Consider the following 24,314-nt stretch of genomic DNA (forward strand, 5'->3'; position numbering starts at 1 on the left):
TGGCGGAGGAGAATGGGAGTCGAACCCACCCGGGACAGGCGCGCTGCCCCAACCGGATTTGAAGTCCGGCCGCCCCACCGGGGACGATTCTCCTCCTCAGCCGAAAAGATCGGCGCGATGGGGATTGATGCGCCGCAGATCGCCGCGGCGCAAGGTGACTCCCTGCCGATCATAGAAGTCGAGGATCTCGATGGCCACCTTCCGGCCGTTCTGGACGCGGTCACGAAATGCGGCGGCGGTGACCCAGCCGTCCGGCGCCTGGGCCTGGATGTCGGCGATGATGCGGACCATCTCGGCCGTGGTCCCGCGCAGGAAGAAATGGTCGTTGCGGATCTGGTCCACGCGGCCCTGCCGCGCGGCCATTCGCAGCACGCGGCGGACATCGGCCTCGGGCACGTGCCATGCGGTCGCCATGTCGCGGACGCGGGGCGGGCGGAACCGGGCCTCGCCCGACAGTTCGGGGACGATGCGGGCATAAAGCGCCTCGTCCTCCTCGGACAGGCGCACCACATGGCCGGGCAGGCGCAGAAAGGCGCCCTCGGCCACGATGTCGCCCGCCGCGATCCGCTCGGCGAGGAAGGCGGCAAAGGCCTCCTTGGGCAGGCGGGGGGTCAGCGCGAGGCGCAGGCGCTCGCGGCCCAGCCCCTGCATCTCGGGCGCCTCCTCGTGGAAGCGGGCAAGGGTGTCGAGCATCCCCGCCACCAGCCCCCGATAGGTCAGCGGCGAGAGCGCGACCTTCGCGGTGCCACCGTCCAGCACCGTGACGCCCTCGGTCACCCGCCGCGCCTCGTCCGGCCCAAGGGCGCGATCGCGCAGGAAGGCGGTGAGATCGATCACGTAAGGCGGCGCGACCAGCATGGCCTGCAGGGCCTCGGCCGGGTCGGGGCGGGCGGCCGCCTGAAGCTGCGCCAGCCGCTCGGGTGTGCGGCGGCGGCGGGCGGGCGGACGCAGGTCGAGGAAAGCTCCGCCGCCGATGGTGCGCCGGACCGAGACGTCGCGCAGGATATAGCGGTCGCCCACCGCCGCCGCGATAGGCTGGTCGAGCACCAGTTGCACCAGTCCCCTTTCCCCCGGATCGAGTGCGCCTTCCAGTGGCACGATCCGGGCGCCGACCTCGGCCGCACCGCTATGCAGGCGGGCGGGGAACCAGGTGCCGATGGGGCGCGGCTCGGACCCCAGCACCCGCAGATGCGCGTCGATCCGGTCGGTGGGGGCGTGCAGCACGGGGTCCACGACCATGTCGCCGCGCCGGATCGCCTCGCGGTCGATCCTTTCGCCGGCAAGGTTCAACGCGCAGCGCTGGCCCGCAAGGCCGACCTGCACCGGCTGGTTCTGCGCATGGATTGCCCGCACCCGCGCCGTCAGTCCCTGCGGCGAGACGGTGACCATGTCCCCGACCGCTATCCGGCCTGACAGAACCGTGCCGGTGACGACCGTTCCCGCGCCCTTCAGCGTGAAACTGCGGTCCACGCCAAGGCGGAAGCGCGCCTCCGCCGCCCGGGCGCCCGTTTCGGTCTCGGCGTCGGCGAGTGCGGCACGCAGGGTTTCGATGCCCTCGCCCGTGACGGTCGAGACAGGAAGGACCGGTGCGCCTTCCAGCCCGGTCCCGTCCAGCAGCGCCGCAATCTCGGCGGTGACAGCGTCGCGGCGGGCCTGATCTGCCAGATCCGCCTTGCTCAGTGCGACGATGCCGCGGTGGACGCCCAGCAGGTCGAGGATCGCAAGGTGCTCGCGCGTCTGGGGCATCACCCCGTCGTCGGCGGCGACCACCAGCAGCGCAAGGTCGATGCCACCCGCGCCCGCCAGCATGGTGTGGACAAAACGTTCATGCCCCGGCACATCCACGAAGCCGGTGATCCGGCCGGTGCCGAGATCGGCATAGGCGAAGCCCAGCTCGATGGTGATGCCGCGCGCCTTTTCCTCGGCCAGCCGGTCGGCATCGACGCCGGTCAGCGCCCGGACCAGCGCCGTCTTGCCATGGTCGATATGTCCCGCCGTCCCGACGATCATCGCGCGGCCAACGCCCCCAGCAGGGCGCCGTCATCGGGCAGGCAGCGCAGATCCAGAAGCAGGGCACCGTCTCGGATGCGGCCGATCACCGGCACGGGCAAGCTGCGCAGCTGTGCGGCCAGCTTCTCCGGCGCGTCCCCCCCCTCGCCGGTGAAGGCCAGCGCCGCCGAGGGCAGGCTGTCCACCGGCAGCGCGCCCGAGCCGATCTGGCTGGTGCAGTCCACGACCTTCACCCGGTAGTCCGGCAGCATCGCCGCGACCGGGGCAAGCAGACGCTGCGCCTGCGCCGCGATCTCCTCGCGCGGGCGGGTCAGCATCCGCAGGGTCGGCAGGCGCTCGGCCAGCCGGTCGGGGTCACGGTAAAGGCGCAGCGTGGCCTCGATAGCGGCCAGGCGGATCTTGTCCATCCGCAGCGCACGCTTCAGCGGATTGCGGTTGATCCGCGCGATCAGGTCGGCGCGGCCGACGATGAAGCCGGCCTGCGGTCCCCCCAGCAGCTTGTCGCCCGAAAATGTGACAATATCCGCGCCCTCCGCTACGGCCTGCTTGACGGTGGGCTCGGCGGGCAACCCCCAGCGCGTCATGTCCACCAGCGTGCCCGAGCCGAGGTCGTTCAGCATCGGCACGCCTGCCGCCTTGGCCATCCGCGCGACCTCGGCTGCGGAAACGGCGGCCGTGAAGCCCTCGATGCGGTAGTTCGAGGGATGGACCTTCATCATCAGCGCCGTCTCGGACGTGACCGCGTTCTGGTAGTCGCGGGGGTGGGTGCGGTTGGTGGTCCCGACCTCGACCAGCCGGACGCCGGCGCGGGACATGATGTCGGGGATGCGGAAGGCGCCGCCGATTTCCACCAGCTCGCCGCGCGAGACGATGGCCTCGCGGCCCTCGGCCAGCGTGTTCAGCGCAAGCCACACGGCGGCGGCGTTGTTGTTGACCACCGTAGCGGCCTCGGCCCCGGTCAGTTCGCAGATCAGCGGGGCCACCAGCGCGTCCCGCTCGCCCCGGCGGCCGGTCCCAAGGTCGAATTCCAGCGCCAAAGGGGCGCGCATGGCGGCCGACGCAGCCTCGATGGCGGCTTCGGCCAGCACGGCGCGGCCGAGGTTCGTGTGCAGGACCGTGCCGGTCAGGTTCAGGACAGGGCGCAGGGCGCTTTCCGCCCCTGCCTCCAGCGCCTCGGCTGCGCGGGACGCAATCGCGGCGCCGTCAGGTGCCGCGCCCCCCTGGCGGACAGTCTCGCGCGCGTCCTCCAGCGCCATCCGCAAGGCGCCGGTGACCGCCGCGCGGCCGTGCCGCTCGATCAGGTCTTGGACCTCGGGCATCGACAGCAGGCGATCGACCGAGGGCAGGGCCCACAGTCCCTGCATCAGTAGCCGATCAGGAAGGGATTGAACCCGGCGCGGCGCCACCTGCCGCTCTGCATCAGCGCGTCGAGCCCCAGGCTCGCCACGTCATCGGCTATGGGTTCCAGCGCGGGGTTCTTGTTCTGGGCCATCTGCTTGACCCAGGACTCGCATTCGTCACAGGTCTCGGCCTTGACCTGCGCGTCGCCCGAGCCGTCCTCCACCGCCTGGAAGGCGATGCCCTTGGTCGATCCGCAGGACAGGCACTTGACCCGCACCTCGTTCCACAGGGTCTGGCAGCAGGCGCAGGCGGCATAGCGGGTACCCTCGGCCCCCATGACGCCGGTGACGATCGAGGTGGCGGGCTTGCCGCCGCAGGCCGGGCACACGCCCGTGCGGATCGGGACCAGCTGGTCTGCCCTGAGCGTGGCGGCAAGGCGCGCCATGTGGACCTGCACGGCCGCGGCCACGAACAGGTGCGGCGCCGCGCTGTCGGCGGGCACCAGGTCGTCCATGATGTTGGACAGAAGCCAGCGCCGGTCCTCGGCCGTGGCGGCCCGCAGCGCGTCCAGCGCCAGCCGCGCCTCGGGGGGCATCTCGATCTCGCGCGCGCCGTCCAGCAGGGCGTCCAGCGTGGCGGCGAGCCCCGCGTCATCAACCAGCGCGCGCCGGTCCAGCGGCGGCATCCGCGAGGCACGCGCCAGTGCGATGCGGTCTGCGGCCGGGGCCTCGGGGGCGGGCAGCTCGGCGCTCAACCGCGCCTGCAGGCGGCAGAGGGCGGCCAGAAATCGAAGATAAGGGGAAAGGTTGGACTCTTCGGCCAGCCGCACGAAGCGTTCGGCGCGCTGGGTGAACAGCCGTTCGGGCTTGGGCAGAACGGCGAGCGGCGGCGTCGGAACGCCGCCGATCATGTCGGGCCGGGCCTCGATGGTGTCGGACATTGTGCCTCCTTGGACCGGACCGGCCACTTGGTAAAGGCGCTACTCTGCCGGTTTGGTGCGCTGGCGTCTAGCCAGTTCCCGCAGCCATTTCCGGTGGTGCCGCCACGACCATCCGCCCGTCACGGTGCCCCGCGTCATCGCCCGCAGGGTGCCGCGGGTCCACAGCGCCGCGAAGATGTGCAGGATGAAGACCAGCACGATCAGCACCGCCGAAACCGCATGCACGAGGATCGCGATCCGCCGCGTCTCGATCGACACGAGATGCGGGAAATACTGGTACCACATCATCACGCCGGTGATCAGCAGGGCGAGGATCAGCCAGAACATCCCCCAGAAGACGGTCTTCTGGCCGAAGTTGTACTTGCCGAGTTCCGGCAGCCGTTCCTCGTGGCCCGTGATCACATCCTTGATGTTGCGGGTCCAGACCAGGTCCTCGCGCCGGATGATGTTCAGGTGCACGAGCTGCACGAACATCCCCAGGAAGCTGACCGTCAGCGCGATGCCCACGAAAGGATGCAGCCAGCGCGTCATCTGCCCGCCGCCGAACAGGGCGGTCAGCCCGTAAAGCGAGGGGTGGAAGAAGGCGAAGCCGGACAGCATCAGGACGATGAAGCAGATCGCGGTGAACCAGTGGTTCCAGCGGGTGAAGGCGATGTATCGCCTCACCTCGACCGGTTCCAGCTGGACGATCTCGTCCGTGGGTTCAGAGAACTTGCGTTCCACCATCAGGCATTCCCTTTGTCATGGGGCCGCTCGACAGGGGCGCCGCGCAGTTCTTCCCGGACCAGTTCGCGGGCCTCGGCCTCGTCTTCCTGGCTGACGCTGTTGCCGCGGTGGAACAGCGCCATCGCGGCCGCGCCGATGGCCGCAAGGCCGACGGCGGCGATGCCCACGGGCTTGGCCGATCCCTTCCAGTTCTGCACGACGTCCGAGATCCTGGGATCCTCGGGCAGCCCGTCATAGACCTGCGGCTTGTCGTTGTGATGCAGCACGTACATCACATGCGTCCCGCCCACGCCCGCCGGGTCGTAGAGCCCCGCGTTCTCGTAGCCGCGTGACTTGAGGTCCTCGATCCGTTCGGCGGCCAGGGCCTTCATGTCTTCCTTGGTGCCGAAGGTGATCGCATGGGTCGGGCATGCCTTGGCGCAGGCCGGGCCCTGTCCCACCGCGACGCGGTCCGAACACAGCGTGCATTTCTTGGCGACATGCGTCACCGGGCTGATGCGCGGGATGTCGAAGGGACAGCCCGAAACGCAATAACCGCAGCCGATGCAGTTCTCGCTGATGAAATCCACGATGCCGTTGGAATACTGCACGATGGCGCCGGGGGCCGGGCAGGCCTTGAGGCAGCCCGGTTCCGCGCAATGCATGCAGCCGTCCTTGCGGATCAGCCACTCGAAGTCGCCCGTGTCCGGGTTGTCGAACTCGGTGAACCGCATCAGCGTGTACATCTCGGGCGTGAGGTCGTGGGGATTTTCATAAACCCCCACGTTCACTCCGACTTCCGGCTGCGTGTCGTTCCACTCGATGCAGGCGGACTGGCAGGCCTTGCAGCCGATGCACTTGCTGACGTCGATCAGCTTGGCGACCTCGGTCAGCGGCTGCGGGTTTTCCGCCACCGGTCCTCCGGCCGACGACCGGACGACATTCGCCTGGCCGAGGTTCGGGGGAACCGGATGCGTCGGCGGGTTCGCCGTCGCCGTGCGGGGGCTGTCCATGTTGGGTGCGATGGTCACGACACGGCCTCCCCGACGGCAGGTTCGATGTTGACGAGGAACGCCTTGAACTCGGGCGTCTCGATGTTGGCGTCACCCACGAAGGGCGTCAGGCTGTTCGGCCCCCAGCCCTTCCTGGCGGCGCCCACGAAGCCCCAGTGCAGCGGGATGCCCACGACATGGACGGTCTTGCCGTCGCAGACCATCGGCTTGATCCGCTTGGTGACCAGCGCCTTGGCCCAGACCTCGCCCCGCTTGGACCAGACGCGGACGCGGCCGCCGCGCTCGATGCCCTTCTCGGCGGCCAGCTGCTCGCTGATCTCGACGAAGAACTCGGGCTGCAACGAGGCGTTCACCTTGTTGTGCTTGGTCCAGTAGTGGAAGTGCTCGGTTAGGCGATAGCTGGTCGCCACGAACGGGAACTCGTCCGAGGTGCCCATCTTCTCGACGTCGGACGCGAAGACCCGCGCCACCGGGTTGCCGCGCATCCGGTCGTTGAAGACGTTCTGCACGGGGCTCTCGAAGGGTTCCATATGCGTCGGGAAGGGCCCGTCGCGCATCATGCCCCGGCTGAACAGGCGCGAAACGCCTTCCTGGTTCATGATGAACGGCATGACCTCGCCGGGCTTGGCGGTCGGCGAGATGTCGGGAATGTCGTTCCCTTCCCACCGCTTGCCGTTCCAGGCGATGATCGGACGCGACGGATCCCACGGCTGGCCCTGAAGGTCCGCCGAGGCCCGGTTGTAGAGCGTGCGGCGGTTCAGCGGCCAGCTCCAGGTCCAGTTCGAATAGACGCCCATGCCGCTCGGGTCGGAATTGTCCCGCCGCGCCATGTTGTTGCCGTCCTCGTTGTAGCTGCCGGCATAGATCCAGCAGCCCGAGGCCGTGGTGCCGTCGTCGCGCAGTTCCGCAAACGACTTCACCTGCTTGCCGGCCGCGGTCAGCAGCTTGGTGTTGTCCGCGAGGTCGTACACGTCCGCCAGAGCCTTGCCGTTCATCTCGCGCGCCAGTTCGTCGGGCGAGGGCTCGTGCTCGTCGGCATAGTCCCAGGTCAGGTTCAGGATCGGGTCCGGGAAGGCCCCGCCTTCCTTGCGGTACAGTTCGCGCACCCGCAGGAAGATCTGCGCCATGATCCAGGTGTCGTACTTCGCCTGGCCGGGCATGTCCGACGCCTTCCAGTGCCACTGCAGCCAGCGGCCCGAGTTCACCAGCGCGCCCTCGTCCTCGGCAAAGCACGAGGTCGGAAGCTGGATCACCTCGGTCTGGATCGAGGCCGTGTCCACGTCGTTGTAGGCGCCGTGGTTTTCCCAGAAGCGGGCGGTCTCGGTTTCCAGCGGGTCCATGACGACCAGCATCTTCAGCTTGGACAGGGCCGAGGTGTTCTTGTTGCGGTTGGCCAGCGCCAGCAGCGGGTTGAACCCTTGGCAGAAGTAGAGGTTGACCCTCCCTTGGTCCATCAGCTCGAACATGCGCAGCATGTCGTAGGCCGGCACGTCCAGCTTGGGCAGGTAGTGATAGGCCCAGTCGTTGTCCTTCTGGGCGGCCTCACCCCACATGGATTTCATGAAGGAAACCATGAATTTGGGATAGTTCTGCCAGTAGCTGGTCTGACCCGGAAGCAGCGGCTTGAAGGCGCGCGACTTCATGTAGGTGGCCCAGTCGGGTTCCTTTTCCGTCGGGATGTTCAGGTATCCCGGGATCAGGTTCGACATCAGCCCCAGGTCGGTCAGGCCCTGGATGTTGGAATGCCCGCGCAGCGCGTTCATCCCGCCACCGGGCACGCCGATGTTGCCCAGGATCAGCTGCAGCATGGCCATGCCGCGGATGTTCTGGGCACCCTTCGAGTGCTGGGTCCAGCCGAGCGCATACATCGAGGTCATGGTCTTCGTGGGCGAAGAGCATTCCCCGATCATGGCGGCGACCTTGAGGAAGCGATCCTGCGGCGTGCCGGTGATCCGCTCGACCATCTCGGGCGTGTAGACGTCCACATGCGCCTTGAGCAGGTTCCAGACGCAGCGCGGGTGCTGCAGCGTCGGGTCCGTCAGCACATAGCCGTCGGGGCCGACCTGATAGTCCCAGCTCGACTTGTCGTAGTCGCGCTTTTCCTCGTCATAGCCGGTGAAAAGCCCGTCGGACCAGCCGAACTCCTCCTTCACGAGGAAGGACGCGTTGGTGAAGGCCTTCACATATTCCCACTGCACCTTGTCGTTCGCGATCATGTAGCGGATGAGGCCCATGAGGAACGCGATGTCGGTGCCGGGACGGATCGGCGCGTAATAGTCGGCAACGCTGGCCGTGCGCGTGAACCGGGGGTCCACGACGATCAGCTTCGCGCCGCGATGGTGCTTGGCCTCGGTCACCCATTTGAAGCCGCAGGGATGCGCTTCGGCGGCGTTGCCGCCCATGACGATCACGAGGTCGGTATTCTTGATGTCGGTCCAGGAGTTCGTCATCGCTCCACGGCCAAAGGTCGGGCCCAAACTGGACACCGTGGGGCCGTGTCAGACGCGCGCCTGGTTGTCGAAACCTACAATACCCATCGACCGGACGACCTTGTAGGTCAGCCAGGCCGTTTCGTTGGTGGTTGCCGAGGCGGCCAGGAAGCCGGTCGTCGTCCAGCGGTTCACCGGCACGCCAAGCTCGTTGGTGGCCAGGAAGTTCGCGTCGCGGTCGTCCTTCATCGCGCGGGCGATCTTGTCGAGCGCCTCGTCCCACGAGATCGGCTCGAACCGGTCGGACCCGGGACGGCGGACCATGGGTTCGGTCAGGCGCGTTTCCGCGTTGACGAAGTCCTTCAGCGCCGCGCCCTTCGGGCAGAGCGTGCCGCGGTTGGTCGGATGGTCGGCGTCGCCTTCGATATGGACGACCCGGCGCGCGCCGGTGTCATCGGGACGCGCATAGATGATGATGCCGCAGGCAACCGAGCAATAGGGGCAGGTGTTGCGGGTCTCGGTGGTCTGGGCCAGCTTGAAGTCGCGCACATGCGCGAGTTCCGCCGCCTCTGCCTTGCCGAAGCCCATGGCCCCCAGCGATGTCGCCGCGACTCCCGCACCCGCAAGCTTCAGGAAGCCGCGACGTGAGAGGTCGATGTTCATTCGAACCCTCCTGTTTGCCTGTCGATTAGATAGGTGGCTCGATATTCGCCCATTTTCGCGGCAGAAGTCAAACGGAATGGGGGGTGCAGCGGAATGTGATCACAACGATGCGAGCCGCCGTGATCTCCTGTTGTTCCGCGCTGTCGGGCCGGTCGTGAACTCGGCCGCGCAATCTGGTAGGACGATCTCCGACAGGTTGCAAGGAGCCTTCCGATGAACGTCCCCACGATCCGCCTTTCCCAGTTGTCCCATGGCGGCGGCTGCGGCTGCAAGCTGGCGCCGGCGGTGCTGCGCGACCTTCTGGCCGACCAGCCGGTGGCGCAGGTCTTTCCCCAGCTTCTTGTCGGGACCGAGACTGCCGACGACGCCGCCGTCTGGCAGATCGACGACAGGACCGCTGTGATCGCCACGACGGATTTCTTCATGCCGATGGTGGACGACCCCCGCGCCTTTGGCCGGATCGCGGCGACCAACGCCATTTCCGACATCTATGCCATGGGCGGGCGGCCGATCATGGCACTGGCGATCCTGGGGATGCCCATCGACAAGCTGCCGGTGGAAACCATCCGCGAGATTCTGGAAGGCGGCAGGTCCATCTGCGCGGAAGCCGGGATTCCGGTCGCGGGCGGCCATTCCATCGACTCGCCCGAGCCGATCTACGGGCTGGCGGTGATCGGGCTGGCGGACCCGGCCAAGCTGCGCCGCAACGCCGACGCAAAGGTGGGCGACGCGCTGATCCTGACCAAGGGCCTTGGGGTCGGCATCTATTCTGCCGCAATCAAGAAGGGCGCGCTGGACCAGGCCGGCATCGACGAGATGATCGCCTCGACCACGCTGCTGAACCGGATCGGGGCGGACCTGGCCGAGGACGCGGCGGTCCATGCCATCACCGACGTGACCGGCTTCGGCATCCTCGGCCACGGGCTCGAGGTCGCGCGGGGCTCGGGCGCCAGGGTGGTCATCGACCGCGCCGCCCTGCCTTTGCTGACCCGTGCCGAGGAACTGGCGCAGGCCGGCTACGTCACCGGCGCCTCGACCCGGAACTGGGCCGCCTATGGCGCCGAGGTCACGCTGCCGGAAGGCTGCCCCGACTGGCAGCGCGCGCTGCTGACCGATCCGCAGACCTCAGGCGGGCTGCTGGTGGCGGTGGCGCCCGAGGCCGCGGAAACCTGGGTGCAGCGTCTGCACGAGGCGGGGTATCCGTTGGCCTCGGTCGTGGGCCGCGTCGAGGAAGGCCGGGGCATCGCCGTCATCTGAAAGGGGCGCGCCTGAGTCATGGTCGTGACCGGGTGCGGGCCAGCAAGAAGCCCCGGCGCGCGGGTTGCACGGTCCGGGGCTTCGCAAGGCATCTTCTTCGTGAGGAAGGACCCTTGCGGCGCCACCCGGCAGGGCGGCGCCGGTCGGGGTGCGCCTCAGTCCTTGGCGCGTTCCACGTAGGAATTGTCCTCGGTGTTGATCACGATGCGGGTGCCCACGCCGATATGCGGCGGCACCATCACGCGCAGGCCGTTGTCCACCGTCGCGGGCTTGTAGGAGGAGGAGGCCGTCTGCCCCTTCACCACCGGCTCGGTTTCCGTGATCTCGACGGTGATCCGCTGGGGCAGCGTCATGGCGATCGGCACGCCGTTGTAGACCTGAAGGAACAGCCGCATGCCTTCCTGCAGATAGGCCTTCTGGTCGCCAACCATGTCGGCGGGGGCCACGACCTGCTCGTAGGATTCCGGCTCCATGAAGTGGAAGCCCTCGCCGTCCTCGTAGAGGAAGTCGTAGGCGCGTTCGTCCACATGGGCGCGCTCGACCTGCTCGGTCGTGCGCCAGCGTTCGGAAACCTTCACGCCGTCGGCGATGCGGCGCATGTCGACCTGGGTCACGGGCGTGCCCTTGCCGGGATGGAAGTTCTGGGCGGTCAGGACGACATAGAGCTTGCCGTCCAGTTCGACCACGTTGCCTTTGCGCAGGCTGGATGCGATGACTTTCACGGGCGTCTTTCTTGCGATGGGGGGATGTGTGGATTATCGGCGGGCTCCTTAGCGCAAGCCACGGGAAATCGCCAGCCATGACCGAAACGCCCTGGTGGGACGCCCGCAGGCACGCCGACCGCCGCCCTCTGCTGCTGGCCCGCAACCGCATCCAGGCCGCCATCCGCGGATGGCTGGACGACCAGGGCTTCACCGGGGTCGATCCCGCCGCCCTTGCGATCAGCCCCGGCAACGAGGCGCATCTGCACGGCTTTGCCACCGACGCCATCGGTGACGACGGCCGGGCGCGGCGGATGTATCTGCACACCAGCCCCGAATTCGCCATGAAGAAGCTGCTGGCGGCCGGCGAGACCCGCATCGCCGCCTTTTCCCATGTCTGGCGCAACCGCGAGCGGGGGGCCCTGCACAGCCCCGAGTTCACCATGCTGGAATGGTATCGCGCGGGCGAGCCCTACGAGGCGCTGATGGAGGACTGCGCCGCCCTGCTGCGGCTGGCGGCCGTTGGTGCGGGCGCGACGGACCTGCGCTTTCGCGATCACCGCTGCGATCCCTTTGCCACGCCCGAGCGGCTGTCGGTGGCCGAGGCGTTCAACCGCCACGCGGGCATCGACCTGCTGGCGACGATTGACGCCGACGGCGCGACCGACCGCGACGGGCTGGCGGCGCAGGCGCAAGGCGCGGGGCTGCGGGTGGCCGATGACGACACCTGGTCCGACATTCTCAGCCGCGTCCTTGTCACCCATGTCGAACCGCATCTGGGTCACGGCCGCGCCACGATCCTTGACCGCTATCCCGCGCCCGAGGCCGCTCTGGCCCGCCGCGCCGCGGATGACCCGCGCGTGGCCGAGCGTTTCGAGCTTTACGCCTGCGGGGTGGAACTGGCGAACGGCTTCGGCGAGTTGACCGACCCCGCCGAGCAGCGCCGCCGCTTTGCCGCCGAGATGGCCGAAAAGGCCCGTGTTTATGGCAAGGCCTATCCGCTGGACGAGGATTTCCTGTCGGCTCTGGCCCATATGCCGCCTGCCTCGGGGATCGCGCTGGGCTTCGACCGGCTGGTGATGCTGGCGACCGGGGCGCCCCGTATCGACGACGTGATGTGGACGCCGGTCCCCTGAAGGGGCCGTTCCCTTGCAACGGCCAGTCATTTCGGCAAGATGGCGCCCAGACGATCCGATGCGCCGTGCGCGCTGCGACGTGCCGCGATCCGCGGCCGGGCCGGGGACCTTGGGGTTCCGGACCATATCGTCCCCGGAAAGCCCCGCCCCATGATTTAGGTGATCCATGCGCCTGCCTGCCCGGCTTCTCGCCGTTGCCAGCCTGTTCCTTGCCTCGGCCGCCCAGGCCGAGACGCTGTATTTCTCGGCCATCCCCGACGAGGACGCGACCGCCCTGACCGCCCGCTTCTCGAAGGTCGCCGACTACCTGTCCGAGGAGCTTGGCGTCGATGTCGAGTTCGTCCCGGTGAAATCCTACCCCGCCGCCGTCACCGCCTTCACCAACGACCAGGTGCAGCTGGCCTGGTTCGGGGGCCTGACCTCGGTGCAGGCGCGGCTGGCCAATCCCGGCGCGCAGTCCATCGCGCAGGGGACCGAAGACCCGACATTCGTCAGCTACTTCATCGCCAACACCGCGACCGGGCTGGAACCGTCCGACGACTTCCCGCAGGACGCCCGGGGCAAAAGCTTCACCTTCGGGGCCAAGACCTCGACCTCGGGGCGGCTGATGCCGGACTACCATATCCGCCAGGAAACGGGCGGCGCGCCCGAGGACTTCTTCTCGACCGTGGGCTTTTCGGGCGACCACAGCCAGACGCTGCGGCTGGTCGCCTCGGGCGCCTATGACATCGGCGCGCTGAACTATGCCGTCTACGACAAGGCCGTGGCCGACGGCGCGCCCGAGGTTGAGACGGCGAAGGTGATCTGGAAGACCCCGCCCTATCCGGACTACAACTGGGTGATCCGGGGCGACGTGGACGCGCGCTTCGGCGAAGGCTTCACGAAGAAGGTGCAGAACGCGCTGGTCGGCATGGACGACCCCGAGCTGCTGGCCTCCTTCCCGCGCGAAGGCTTCATTCCCGCCGAGAACGCCCAGTTCGATCCGATCGAGACCGTCGCGCGGGACCTCGGCCTGCTGGAATGACGCTGGCTGCCTTCCGGGACGAGACGCTCGGCTATGGCGGCGCGACCGTCCTGCGCGGCGTCACCCTGGCGCTGGACCGGGGCGAGCGGCTGGTGCTGCTGGGCCGGTCCGGCGCGGGCAAGACGACGCTGCTGAATGCGCTTTACGACCGGCTGACCGGGGCGGGGCTGCGGGTCGCGCTGGCGCCGCAGGACCACGCGCTGGTTCCGCAACTGTCGGTGACGAAGAACGCGCTGATGGGACGGCTGGACGATCACGGGGCGCTGCGGAACCTGTGGACGCTGGTTCGCCCCTCCGCCCGCGACCGGGCCGAGGTCGCGGCTCTGCTGGACCCTCTGGGGTTGGCCGCGCAGGCCGACGCCGCCGTCGAGGCGCTGTCGGGGGGCCAGCGCCAGCGCACGGCACTGGCCCGGGCACTGTATCGTGGCGGCGAGGTTCTGATCGCGGACGAGCCCGTTTCGGCCGTGGATGAAACCCAGGCCGTGGCACTGCTGGACCTCGTGCGCGCGCATTTCCCGACAAGCGTGCTGGCGCTCCATGACGTGGGGCTGGCGCGCAGCTTCGCCACAAGGCTGGTCGGTATCCGCGCGGGCCGGATCGTGCTGGACGCCCCGCCCGAGGCGGTCAGCCCCGCCGCCATCGAGGCGCTTTATGCCTGAACGCCTGTCCCGCCCCGCCGTTGCCCTGATCTTCGCAGTGCTGGGACTGGCGCTGATCCCCTTCGCCGATCTCGGCTGGGCCGGGCACGACCCCTGGTCCGCGCTGGGGCGGATGGCGCGGGGCTTCCTCGCCCCCGACTTCGGCGCAATCGAGGACATCGGCACGGCGCTGGTCTCGACGGTGGCCTTCGCGCTCTGCGGGGTGGCGGTGGGTGCCATGGCGGGACTGGCGCTGGCGCCCTTCTGGGGATCGGCGCTGGTCCGGGGCCTGTCGGTCGCGCTGCGCTCGGTGCATGAGCTCTTCTGGGCGCTGTTCCTGATGCAGGTGCTGGGGATCAGCCCGGCTACCGGGGTGCTGGCCATCGCGCTGCCCTATGCGGGCATCTTCGCCAAGGTCTTCGCCGAACAGATCGAGGAGGCCGACCCCCGGCCCGCCCACGTTCTGCCGCCCGGCACCGATGCGCTGTCCCGCTTTCTCTGGGCGCGGCTGCCGCTGATATGGCCGGGGATGCGGGCCTATGTGCTTTATCGCGTCGAATGCGGGCTGAGGTCCTCGGCCGTGCTGGGTTTCATCGGGCTGCCGACGCTGGGCTTCCAGCTGGATACCTTCTTCCGGCAAGGGGATTACGGCGCGGCGAGCGCCATCATGATCCTGTATGTCCTGCTGATCGCCACGATCCCGCTGTGGCTGCGGCTGCGTGCCGCGCTGCTGTGGCTGGCGGCAGCCACCGCCTGGCTGTCGCTGCTGTCCCACCCGCCGATGGGATCGGGCGCGCTGTGGCGGTTCCTGACCGTGGACATCGTCCCCGTCCCCCTGCGCCGGGGCGAGGGGGCCGGGGGGCTGCTGACCTGGCTGGGCGACATCCTGTGGACGCAAGGGCTGCCCGGTGCCTGGGCGACCATCGTGGTGGGTCAGATCGCACTGGTGCTGACGGGCGCCATCGCCTTTCTCGGCTTCGGGCTGATCGTCCGGCGCGTGGCAGGACGCGCGCGCCTGCCGGGCCACATGGCACTGGTCGTGCTGCGGTCCTTCCCTGAATACATGCTGGCCTACCTGTTCCTTCAGGTCTTCGGCCCCTCGATGCTGCCCGCGATCCTGGCGCTGGCGCTGCACAACGGCGCCATCATCTGCCACCTGCTGGGCCGCGAGGCGGAAGGCCTTCCCCTGCGCCGAGACGCGCCCAGGGGCACCACCTTCTGGGCCTGGGAGCTTGCCCCGCGCCTCTTCGGCCGTTTCGTTGCCCTCTGCCTTTACCGGTGGGAAATCATCCTGCGCGAGACCGCCGTTATGGGCCTGCTGGGCATCGCCACGCTGGGCTTCTACATCGACAGCGCGGTGGCCGAGTTGCGGCTGGACCGCGCTCTGGTCCTGCTGGTCGTGACGGGGGCGATCACGGCGGCGGCGGACGCGGCCTCGCGCGCAGTCCGCCGCCGCATGGGCGCGGTGCGCGAGGTCAGCGCGCGCGCCGAGGCGCTGAGGCCGCTGGAGACCGGCTGAGCGTCAGCCCACCGCCTCGAGGGCTTCCGCTCGGGCCGCGATGATCCCCGGCAGCGCGGCGAAGTCGCTGAAGACGGCCACATGGGGAAAGTCCTCGGCGGGCGTCTTGCGATAACCCTCGGTGTGGACGATCAGCGGCACTCCTGCGGCAGTGGCGGTGGCCGCGTCCACCTCGCTGTCGCCCACGAAAAGCGCGGGACCGCCGCCGCAGGCTGCGACGGCCATCCGCAGCGGCTCGGGGTCGGGCTTGCGCGTGGGCGCGCTGTCGCCGCCGATGATGGCGGTGAAATGATTGAGGATGCCGAAGTGCCGCATCACCGCCCGCGCAGGCGCCACCGGCTTGTTCGTGCAGAGCCCCAGCACGTGACCCTGCGCCTTCAGAGCCTCCAGCGCCCCGGCGGCACCTGCATAGATCGTGGTCAGCCCCACCGCCGCCTCGTAGCGTGCCCCGAAGCCTGCGATCATGCGCGCGGCCCGCGCCTCGTCCGAGATTCCGTGGTGGCCCAGCAGCCGCCCGACCAGATGCGGGACGCCGTGGCCGATGAAGCTGCGGACGGTGGGCAGGTCCAGCGCACCCAGGCCCTCGTCGGCCAGCACCTCGTTGGCGGTCTTGTGGATGTCGGGGGCGCTGTCGATCAGCGTGCCGTCCAGGTCGAAGATCACGATCATGCCTTGGCCTCCAGCAGCCGTTCCAGCGCCTCGACCGAGGCGATGTGGGTGAAATCCTCGACGATCGTGCAATCATCGGGGAAGGGGTCGCCCGCCGTATAGGTCGCCGGGCTGACCACGCAGCGCAGGCCCGCCGCCCGCGCCGACATCAGCCCGTTGACCGAATCCTCCAAGGCGACCGCATCTTCGGGAGGAAGGCCCAGCCGTTCCAGCGCCAGCAGGTAGACGTCGGGCGCAGGCTTCTTGGCGCCGACCTCGTCACCGGCCGCGATGGCGTGGAACAGATCGGCTGCCTCGCAGCCCAGCGTCGCGCGGATCAGCGCGTCGATATTGGGGCGGCTGGTCGTGGTGGCGATGGCAAGCCGCAGCCCCGCGTCGCGGCCCGAGCGGATCAGGTCGGCGATGCCGGGACGCAGCGCGATCTCTCCGCGCGCCATCAGCTCGGTGTAGCGGTCGGTCTTGGCGCGATGCAGGCCGGGAATGTCGTGGCCGTCCGCCGCAAGCCCGCGTTCCGCCAGGTCATGCGCCATGCGTTCCTTCCCGCCCGTCACCTGCAGCAGCGCCCGGTAACGGTCCTGGTCCCAGTGCCAGTCGAGCCCTTGCGCGGCGAAGGTTTCGTTGAAGGCGCGGCGGTGCAGTTCCTCGGTTTCGGCCAGCGTGCCGTCCACGTCGAAGATGATGGCCCGCAGCGTCACGCCAGCGCGGCCTCGGCCGCTGCGCGGATGGCCCGGATGTTCTCGCCGTAAGGCGCGCTGTTGGACACCGAGCCGCCTCGGAACACCGCCGAGCCCGCGACCAGCACGTCGGCCCCGGCTTCGGCCAGGCGCGGCGCGGTGGTGGGATCGACGCCGCCGTCGATCTCGATGTGCACGGGACGGTCGCCGATCATGGCGCGCAGGCGGCGGACCTTGGCGGTCATGTCGATGAACTTCTGCCCGCCGAAACCGGGGTTCACCGTCATCACGCAGATCAGGTCGGTCAGGTCCAGCAGGTGCTCGACCGCTTCCGCCGGGGTGCCGGGGTTCAGCGCCACGCCCGCCTTGACGCCAGCGCCGCGGATCGCCTGCAGGGTGCGGTGGATATGCGGTCCCGCCTCGACATGGGCGGTGATGATGTCCGCGCCCGCACGCGCGAAGGCGTCGATGTAGGGGTCCACGGGCGCGATCATCAGGTGCACGTCCATGACGGTGGTGACGTGCTTGCGGAAGGCCGCGACGGCGGGGGGGCCGAAGGTGATGTTGGGGACGAAATGGCCGTCCATCACGTCCACATGGACCCAGTCGGCGCCCTGGTCCTCGACCGCGCGGATCTCGCGGCCGAAATCGGCGAAGTCGGCCGACAGGATCGAGGGGGCGATCTTGATGGTGCGGTCAAAGCTCATGCGGGTCGTCCTTCCTGCGGCTGCCGTCGGGGTCGAGCCCGCCGGAGAAGACGCGGCTCGCGCGGATGTCGGCCTGCGTCATAGTGCAGAGTTCCACCGCCGTCACGGGCCGATCCTGCGAGAAAAGCCGGTTTGCCTGCCGCAGCCGCGCCCGGTCCAGCGCATTGCGGATCGACCGCGCATTGGCGAAATGCGGCTGCCCGCGGCGCAGGGTGATGTATTCGGCCATCGCGGCGGCGGCCTCACCGTCCAGCCGATAGCCCTGCGCGTCCAGCATCGAATCTGCGATGCGCCCCAGTTCCTCGTCGGTATAGTCCGGGAAATCGATGTGATGGGCGATGCGCGAGCGGAAGCCGGGGTTGGCCGAGAAGAAGCGGTCCATCCGGTCGGCGTATCCCGCCATGATGACCACCAGGTCGTCGCGGTTGTTTTCCATCACCTGCAGCAGGATCTCGATGGCCTCCTGCCCGTAGTCGCGCTCGTTGTCGGGCTTGTAGAGGTAATAGGCCTCGTCGATGAACAGGACGCCCCCCATCGCCTTCTTCAGCACCTCCTTGGTCTTGGGGGCGGTGTGGCCGATGTACTGGCCGACCAGATCGTCGCGGGTGACGCTGACCAGGTGGCCCTTGCGGACATAGCCCAGGCGGTGCAGCAGCCCGGCCATCTTCTGCGCCACCGTGGTCTTGCCGGTGCCGGGATTGCCGGTGAAGCTCATGTGCAGGGTCGGCGTCTCGTGGCTCAGCCCCAGCCGCGCCCGCGCCCGGTCCACCAGCAGCAGCGCCGCCGTCTCGCGGATGCGTTGCTTGACGGGCGCAAGCCCGATCAGCTCGCGGTCGAGTTCGTCCAGCACCTCGCGGACGCCGGACTCTGCATACTCCGCTCGCAGGTTGATCGAAGTCGGTGTCGCGTCATCCATCCTTCAGCCCTTCTTCTTCGTGGAAATATCCCAAGGGCTGCCGAGCGCCCGGAAAACGGTCCGGTGGACCGTTTTCAGCGAGGCAGGGGGCGGCAGCCCCGAAGCGGGGGCGCGAAGCCCCCGGTGCAACCGCGCAACTCAGCGCGCGACCTCGTGGGTATAGCGGATGGCCCGCCCGTTCACCTCGGTCCGCCGCATGATGATCTCGGGCTCGACCACCGGGCGGTTGACGATGAAGCTCATCGTCACCGTCTCGAAGCCGCGGGTGCTGTCGAAGGCGTTGATGCGGATGTACTTGTCCCCATGTGCCTTGCGGCAGTCGTCAAGCTCCATCATCACGCCCTTCGCGTCCCTCAGGTCGAACATGGGGTTGCCCCACATTTCCCAATAGGTGTTCCGGGGATGCGGCTCGTCGGTGTATTCAATGCCGATGGCCCAGTTGCGGCCGAGGCAGTATTCGACCTGGGCGCCGATCTCCTCGTCGGTCAGGTCGGGCAGGAAGCTGAAGCAGCCCTGGGTGATGCGCATCTGATCCTCCTCAAGAAACGCTGGCGGTCGGCACGAAGTCCGAGGTGTCGGTCGAGGTGTAGTTGAAGGAAATGTTGCCCCAGGTATCGAGCGCAGCCTCTAGCGGCTTGCACCATTTGGCGGCCTTCCGCAGGACCTCGGGGCCTTCCGTGCGGATGTCCACGCCCTCGTTGCGGGCCTTGACCATCGCCTCCAGCGCGACGCGGTTGGCGGTCGCGCCCGCCTGGATGCCCATGGGATGGCCGATGGTGCCGCCGCCAAACTGCAGCACCACGTCGTCGCCGAACAGGTCGATCAGCTGGTGCATCTGGCCCGCGTGGATGCCGCCCGAGGCGACCGGCATGACCTTCCTGATGTCGGCCCAGTCCTGGTCGAAGAACAGCCCGCGCGGCAGGTCCACCGCGTTATGCGTTTCGCGGCAGACGTTGTAGAAGCCCTGCACGGTCATCGGGTCGCCTTCCAGCTTGCCGACAGCGGTCCCCGCGTGGATGTGGTCCACGCCCGCAAGCCGCATCCACTTGGCGATCACGCGGAAGCTGATGCCGTGGTTCTTCTGGCGGGTATAGGTGCCGTGGCCCGCCCGGTGCAGGTGCAGGATCATGTCGTTCTGCCGGCACCATTCGCTGATCGACTGGATCGCCGTGTAGCCGATGATCAGGTCGATCATCACGATCACCGAGCCCAGTTCCTTGGCGAATTCGGCGCGGCGGTACATCTCCTCCATCGTGCCGGCGGTGATGTTGAGATAGTGGCCCTTGACCTCGCCGGTCTTGGCGGATGCCAGGTTCACCGCCTCCATCACGTAAAGATAGCGGTCGCGCCAGTGCATGAAGGGCTGCGAGTTGATGTTCTCGTCGTCCTTCATGAAGTCGAGGCCGCCCTTGAGCCCTTCATACACCACGCGGCCGTAGTTCTTGCCCGAGAGCCCCAGCTTGGGCTTGGTCGTGGCGCCCAGCAGGGGGCGGCCGAACTTGTCCAGGCGTTCCCTTTCACCGACGATGCCGGTCGGCGGGCCCTTGAAGGTCTTGCAGTAGGCGACCGGCAGGCGCATGTCCTCCAGCCGCGCGGCCTTCAGCGGCTTGAAGGAAAAGACGTTGCCGATGATGGATGCCGTCAGGTTGGCGATGGACCCTTCCTCGAACAGGATCAGGTCATAGGCCACGTAAGCGAAATACTGGCCATCCTGCCCCGGCACGGGTTCGACCCTGTAGGCCTTGGCGCGATACTGGTCGCAGGCGGTCAGCCGGTCGGTCCAGACCACCGTCCAGGTTGCGGTCGAGCTTTCGCCCGCCACCGCCGCCGCCGCCTCGATGGGATCGACGCCCTCCTGCGGGGTGATGCGGAACAGCGCCAGCAGGTCCGTGTCCTTGGGCTCGTAGTCGCCGTCCCAGTAGCCCATCTGGGCATATTTCAGCACGCCCGCCTGATACCGCTTCTTCTTGTCGGTGATCTCGGTCTTGCTCATCTCGTTCATCGTCAGTCCTCCCTTCAGGCGGCCCGGGCCGCGGTGAGTGCGGGGTCCAGCGCCCCCGAGGCGTAGCGTTTCGCCATGTCATCCATCGGGATGACCCTGATCCGGCTGGCGTGGCCGGCCGTGCCGAAGCGTTCGAAGCGGTCGCGGCAGAGCGCCGTCAGTTCCTCCATCGCCGGGACCATGAATCTGCGCGGGTCGAACTCGGCGGGCTTCAGCCGCGCGATGCGGCGGAACTGGCCGGTCATCGCCATGCGGCAGTCGGTGTCGATGTTGACCTTGCGGACGCCGTGGCGGATGCCGCGCTCGATCTCCTCGACGGGGACACCGTATGTCTGGGGCATCTCGCCGCCGTTTTCGTTGATGAGGTCCTGCAGGTGCTGCGGGACCGAGGATGAGCCGTGCATCACCAGATGCGTGCCGGGCAGGCGGGCGTGGATCTCCTCGATGACATGCATCGCAAGGATGTCGCCGTCCGGCTGGCGGGTGAACTTGTAGGCGCCGTGGCTGGTGCCGCAGGCGATGGCCAGCGCGTCGCAGCGGGTCCGCAGGACGAAATCCACCGCCTGGTCGGGGTCGGTCAGCAGCTGGCTGTGATCGAGCTTCCCTTCCGCGCCCGATCCGTCCTCGACGGCGGCCTCGCCGGTCTCCAGAGAGCCCAGAACCCCCAGCTCGCCCTCGACCGAAGCGCCGACGGCGTGCGCGGCCTCGGCCACCCGCGCCGTCACCGCGACGTTGTAGTCGTAGTCGGCGGGGGTCTTCATGTCCTCCTTCAGCGAGCCGTCCATCATCACGCTGGTGAAGCCGTGGCGGATCGCGCTCATGCAGGTGGCCAGGTTGTTGCCGTGGTCCTGGTGCAGGCAGATCGGGACGCTTGGGTTCATCTCGGCCAGCGCCTGCACCATGTGGCGCAGCATGATGTCGCCCGCGTAAGCGCGCGCCCCCCGGCTGGCCTGCAGGATCACGGGCGCATCCGTCGCGGCCGCCGCCTTCAGGATGGCAAGGCCCTGTTCCATGTTGTTGATGTTGAAGGCGGGGACGCCGTAGCCATGCTCGGCGGCGTGGTCCAGAAGCTGTCTCAGCGTGATCAGGGCCATGGGCTCACTCCTCGATCAGGGTGCGGGCGGTTCGGGCGACGGCCTCGGCGGTGATGCCGAAGTGCCGGTAAAGGTCGGGTGCAGGGGCTGATGCGCCGAAGCCGGTCATGCCGACAAAGGCGTCGGGGGTGCGCAGGATCGGGCCGTCCCAGCCCTGCCGGATGGCGGCCTCGATGCCCACGCGAGGAGCCGTGCCGAGGGTGGCGGTGCGGTAGTCCTCGGGTTGCCTGGCGAACAGTTCGAAGCTGGGCGCGCTGACCACGGCGGTGCGGATGCCCTGCGCCTCCAGCAGGTCGGCGGCGGCAAGGGCGATCTCGACCTCGGACCCGGTGGCGATCAGGGTGACCTGACGGTCGCCGGGGTCGAGAAGAAGATAGGCCCCGCGCGCCGTCAGATTGTCGGTGGCGTCCTTGCGGACGGTGGGCAGGTTCTGCCGCGACAGCGCCAGCAGGGTAGGCCGGTCGGCCGAGGCCATGGCGATCTCCCATGCCTCGGCGGTTTCCACGGCGTCGGCTGGGCGGATCACCGTCAGGTTCGGGATGGCCCGCAAGCTCGCCAGATGCTCGACCGGCTGGTGGGTCGGCCCGTCCTCGCCCAGGCCGATGGAGTCGTGGGTCATCACATAGGTGACCGGCACGCCCATCAGCGCCGACAGCCGGATCGATGGGCGGCAGTAGTCCGCGAAGGCCAGGAACGTGCCCCCATAAGGACGGAAGCCCCCGTGCAGCGCGATGCCGTTCAGGGCGGCGGCCATGCCGTGCTCGCGGATGCCATAGTGAAGGTAGCGCCCGCCGTAATTGCCCCGCTGGACCGGCCGCATGTCCTTGGTCCGCGTCAGGTTCGACCCGGTCAGGTCGGCCGAGCCGCCGACGGTATCCGGCAGCGCGGCGTTCACGACGGCCAGCGCCATTTCCGAGGCCTTGCGGGTGGCGACCTTGGGCCGGTTCAGCAGAAGCTGCGCCTTGTAACTGGCCATGGCGGCGCTCAGGTCGTCCAGCCCGCCACGGGCCTGCGCTGCCTCGAAGGCGTCCCGCTGGGGGTGCGCGTCCTTCCGGGACTCCCACTCCCGCCGCGCCTCGGCCCCGCGCCGGGAAATGCTGCGCCATTTCTCGTAGACGGCGGGCGTGATGACGAAGGCTTCATGCGCCCATTCGAGATAGCCGCGCGCCGCCGCGATCTCCTCGGCGCCCAGCGGTGCGCCATGGACATCATGGCCGCCCTGCTTGTTCGGCGCGCCGAAGCCGATCACCGACCGGCAGGCGACCAGCGAGGGCCGGGGATCGCGGCGGGCGGCGTCGATGGCGGCGGCGATCTCGGCGGGGTCATGGGCATCGCAGGCGATGCTGTGCCAGCCGCAGGCCGCGAAGCGCGCCATCTGGTCGGTCGAGGTGGAAAGCCCGGTCGAGCCGTCGATGGTGATGCGGTTATCGTCCCACAGCACGACCAGCCGGCCGAGGCCGAGGTGCCCCGCCATGTCGATCGCCTCGTGGCTGATGCCCTCCATCAAACAGCCGTCGCCCGCGATGACCCAGGTCCAGTGGTCCACCAGATCGTCGCCGAAGCGGGCGTTGGCCATCCGCTCGGCCAGCGCCATGCCGACGGCGGTGGCGATGCCCTGTCCCAGCGGCCCGGTCGTGACCTCGACCCCCGCCGCATGGCCGTATTCCGGGTGCCCCGCCGTGCGCGCGCCCAACTGGCGGAAGCGGCGAAGCTCCTCGACCGGCATGTCTGCATAGCCCAGCAGGTGGTTGATCGCGTAAAGCAGCATCGAGCCATGCCCCGCCGACAACACGAAGCGGTCGCGGTCGGGCCACCTGGGGTCGGCGGGATCGATCGTCACGAAGCGGTCGAACAGCACCGCCGCCACGTCCGCCATCCCCATCGGCATTCCCGGATGGCCCGAGTTCGCCGCCTGCACCGCGTCCATCGTCAGCGCCCGGATGGCGTTCGCCATCGCGCGCTCGGCCATGTCGTAGGTCTTCGTCATGGGTGCGTTCATGGGATCAGGCCTTCTTCGAGGTTTCGACCAGGCGCTGGACCATCGGCGTCAGGATCAGCTGCATCGCCAGGTCCATCTTGGGGCCCGGGATGACGATCGAATTCGCCCGGCTCATCCACGAGCCCTGGATCATCTGGGTGAGGTAGGCGAAGTCGATGCCGCGCGGGTTGCGGAAGCGGATCACCACAAGGCTTTCGTCCGCCGTGGGAATCCAGCGGGCGATGAAGGGGTTCGAGGTATCGACCACCGGCACCCGCTGGAAGTTGATGTCGGTCTGGGTGAACTGGGGCGTGATCACATGCACGTAGTCGTGCATCCGCCGCAGGATCACGTCCGTCACGGCTTCCGTCGAATAGCCGCGCGAGGCCTTGTCGCGGTGGATCTTCTGGATCCATTCGAGGTTGATGACCGGAACCACCCCGATCTTGAGGTCGGCGTGCCGGGCGATGTCGATCCCGTCCGTCTTCACCGCGCCGTGCAGCCCTTCGTAGAACAGAAGGTCGCTGCCGTCCTCGAAGGCGGCCCAGGGCGTGAAGGTGCCGGGGGCGGCGCCCCAGCGCTCGGCCTCGCGGTCGTCGTGGACATAATGGCGGGTCTCGCCGCGCCCCGTCTCGCCGTAGATGCGGAAGATCTCCTCCAGCTTCTCCAGCTCGTTGGCGTCCAGCGAGAAATGGCTGAAGGTGTTGTCCCCGGCGGCCGTCCGGCGCGCCAGTTCCGCCTTCATCGCGGCGCGGTCATGGCGGTGGAAGGCGTCGCCCTCGATCGAGACGGCGCGGATGCCCTCGCGCCGGAATATCTGGTCGAATGTCGTCTTGACCGTGGTCGTGCCCGCGCCCGAACTGCCGGTGACCGAGATGATGGGATGTTTCCTGCTCAT

22 protein-coding genes and 1 tRNA gene are annotated in these 24,314 nt (G+C 68.4%); 5 read left to right on the plus strand and 18 right to left on the minus strand.

The genetic code is table 11. The annotated features are described in order from the left end of the window. The 8 genes from ACFFII_RS03055 to ACFFII_RS17820 form a co-directional block, all read right to left on the minus strand. Positions 1–96 (minus strand) — tRNA-Sec (locus ACFFII_RS03055). Then, entirely contained in the window at positions 97–2,010 is a 1,914-nt protein-coding gene (gene selB / locus ACFFII_RS03060; protein ID WP_377697430.1) for a selenocysteine-specific translation elongation factor, read from the minus strand. After that, positions 2,007–3,374, minus strand: a complete 1,368-nt coding sequence (selA, locus tag ACFFII_RS03065; protein ID WP_377697431.1) for an L-seryl-tRNA(Sec) selenium transferase — start codon at positions 3,372–3,374, stop codon at positions 2,007–2,009. Before selA ends, selB begins: the two co-directional genes overlap by 4 nt. Further along, on the minus strand, positions 3,374–4,291 hold the full coding sequence (gene fdhE, locus ACFFII_RS03070; RefSeq protein ID WP_377697432.1) for a formate dehydrogenase accessory protein FdhE: 918 nt from the start codon (positions 4,289–4,291) through the stop codon (positions 3,374–3,376). Before fdhE ends, selA begins: the two co-directional genes overlap by 1 nt. Positions 4,292–4,330: 39 nt before the next feature. Further along, the gene (locus ACFFII_RS03075) at positions 4,331–5,017 is read right to left on the minus strand and encodes a formate dehydrogenase subunit gamma (RefSeq protein ID WP_377697433.1); all 687 of its coding nucleotides are present in this window, start codon (positions 5,015–5,017) and stop codon (positions 4,331–4,333) included. Continuing rightward, positions 5,017–6,027, minus strand: a complete 1,011-nt coding sequence (fdxH, locus tag ACFFII_RS03080) for a formate dehydrogenase subunit beta (RefSeq protein ID WP_377697434.1) — start codon at positions 6,025–6,027, stop codon at positions 5,017–5,019. Before fdxH ends, ACFFII_RS03075 begins: the two co-directional genes overlap by 1 nt. Then, a complete protein-coding gene (gene fdnG, locus ACFFII_RS03085; protein ID WP_512700623.1) occupies positions 6,024–8,495 on the minus strand; it encodes a formate dehydrogenase-N subunit alpha in 2,472 nt (823 codons plus the stop codon). The genes fdxH and fdnG overlap by 4 nt, the downstream gene beginning before the upstream one ends. Positions 8,496–8,507: 12 nt before the next feature. Continuing rightward, positions 8,508–9,101: a molybdopterin-dependent oxidoreductase gene (locus ACFFII_RS17820; RefSeq protein WP_512700624.1), complete on the minus strand. Its 594-nt coding sequence runs from the start codon at positions 9,099–9,101 to the stop codon at positions 8,508–8,510. Between the two features lie 213 nt (positions 9,102–9,314). Here ACFFII_RS17820 and selD point away from each other — a divergent pair, with 213 nt between their 5' ends. Next, positions 9,315–10,358, plus strand: coding sequence for a selenide, water dikinase SelD (gene selD / locus ACFFII_RS03090; RefSeq protein WP_377697436.1), 1,044 nt, complete (start codon positions 9,315–9,317; stop codon positions 10,356–10,358). 155 nt (positions 10,359–10,513) lie between these two features. Here the strand turns inward: selD and efp are convergent, their stop codons facing one another. Further along, a complete protein-coding gene (gene efp / locus ACFFII_RS03095; protein WP_090757324.1) occupies positions 10,514–11,080 on the minus strand; it encodes an elongation factor P in 567 nt (188 codons plus the stop codon). 77 nt (positions 11,081–11,157) lie between these two features. On the opposite strand from efp, the gene epmA reads away from it, so the two are divergent. The 4 genes from epmA to ACFFII_RS03115 all read left to right on the plus strand — a co-directional run bounded on the left by epmA (position 11,158) and on the right by ACFFII_RS03115 (position 15,376). After that, the gene (gene epmA, locus ACFFII_RS03100; RefSeq protein ID WP_377697437.1) at positions 11,158–12,195 is read left to right on the plus strand and encodes an EF-P lysine aminoacylase EpmA; all 1,038 of its coding nucleotides are present in this window, start codon (positions 11,158–11,160) and stop codon (positions 12,193–12,195) included. Positions 12,196–12,361: 166 nt separating this feature from the next. Continuing rightward, positions 12,362–13,219, plus strand: coding sequence for a putative selenate ABC transporter substrate-binding protein (locus ACFFII_RS03105; RefSeq protein WP_377697438.1), 858 nt, complete (start codon positions 12,362–12,364; stop codon positions 13,217–13,219). Then, a complete protein-coding gene (locus ACFFII_RS03110; protein ID WP_377697439.1) occupies positions 13,216–13,878 on the plus strand; it encodes an ATP-binding cassette domain-containing protein in 663 nt (220 codons plus the stop codon). Before ACFFII_RS03105 ends, ACFFII_RS03110 begins: the two co-directional genes overlap by 4 nt. Continuing rightward, positions 13,871–15,376: a PhnE/PtxC family ABC transporter permease gene (locus tag ACFFII_RS03115; RefSeq protein ID WP_377697440.1), complete on the plus strand. Its 1,506-nt coding sequence runs from the start codon at positions 13,871–13,873 to the stop codon at positions 15,374–15,376. The genes ACFFII_RS03110 and ACFFII_RS03115 overlap by 8 nt, the downstream gene beginning before the upstream one ends. A 3-nt stretch (positions 15,377–15,379) precedes the next feature. Here ACFFII_RS03115 and gph read toward each other — a convergent pair whose 3' ends face one another. From gph to ACFFII_RS03160, 9 genes are all read right to left on the minus strand, one after another. Continuing rightward, positions 15,380–16,045 (minus strand): phosphoglycolate phosphatase, encoded by a 666-nt coding sequence (gene gph, locus ACFFII_RS03120; protein ID WP_377697441.1) that lies wholly within the window; start codon positions 16,043–16,045, stop codon positions 15,380–15,382. Continuing rightward, positions 16,042–16,740 (minus strand): HAD family hydrolase, encoded by a 699-nt coding sequence (locus ACFFII_RS03125; protein ID WP_377697442.1) that lies wholly within the window; start codon positions 16,738–16,740, stop codon positions 16,042–16,044. The genes gph and ACFFII_RS03125 overlap by 4 nt, the downstream gene beginning before the upstream one ends. Further along, entirely contained in the window at positions 16,737–17,426 is a 690-nt protein-coding gene (rpe, locus tag ACFFII_RS03130; protein WP_377697443.1) for a ribulose-phosphate 3-epimerase, read from the minus strand. Before rpe ends, ACFFII_RS03125 begins: the two co-directional genes overlap by 4 nt. Next, positions 17,416–18,342, minus strand: coding sequence for a CbbX protein (cbbX, locus tag ACFFII_RS03135; RefSeq protein WP_377697444.1), 927 nt, complete (start codon positions 18,340–18,342; stop codon positions 17,416–17,418). Before cbbX ends, rpe begins: the two co-directional genes overlap by 11 nt. Positions 18,343–18,480: 138 nt before the next feature. Further along, positions 18,481–18,870: a ribulose bisphosphate carboxylase small subunit gene (locus ACFFII_RS03140; RefSeq protein WP_377697445.1), complete on the minus strand. Its 390-nt coding sequence runs from the start codon at positions 18,868–18,870 to the stop codon at positions 18,481–18,483. Between the two features lie 10 nt (positions 18,871–18,880). Next, complete coding sequence (locus ACFFII_RS03145) at positions 18,881–20,335, minus strand: form I ribulose bisphosphate carboxylase large subunit (RefSeq protein WP_377697515.1); 1,455 nt, start codon at positions 20,333–20,335, stop codon at positions 18,881–18,883. A gap of 23 nt (positions 20,336–20,358) precedes the next feature. After that, the gene (gene fba / locus ACFFII_RS03150) at positions 20,359–21,438 is read right to left on the minus strand and encodes a class II fructose-bisphosphate aldolase (protein WP_377697446.1); all 1,080 of its coding nucleotides are present in this window, start codon (positions 21,436–21,438) and stop codon (positions 20,359–20,361) included. A 4-nt stretch (positions 21,439–21,442) separates the two neighbouring features. After that, a complete protein-coding gene (gene tkt / locus ACFFII_RS03155; protein WP_377697447.1) occupies positions 21,443–23,437 on the minus strand; it encodes a transketolase in 1,995 nt (664 codons plus the stop codon). A gap of 4 nt (positions 23,438–23,441) precedes the next feature. Next, positions 23,442–24,314: a phosphoribulokinase gene (locus tag ACFFII_RS03160; protein WP_377697448.1), complete on the minus strand. Its 873-nt coding sequence runs from the start codon at positions 24,312–24,314 to the stop codon at positions 23,442–23,444.

The organism is Paracoccus niistensis (genome assembly GCF_042432925.1).
Lineage (GTDB): Bacteria > Pseudomonadota > Alphaproteobacteria > Rhodobacterales > Rhodobacteraceae > Paracoccus > Paracoccus niistensis.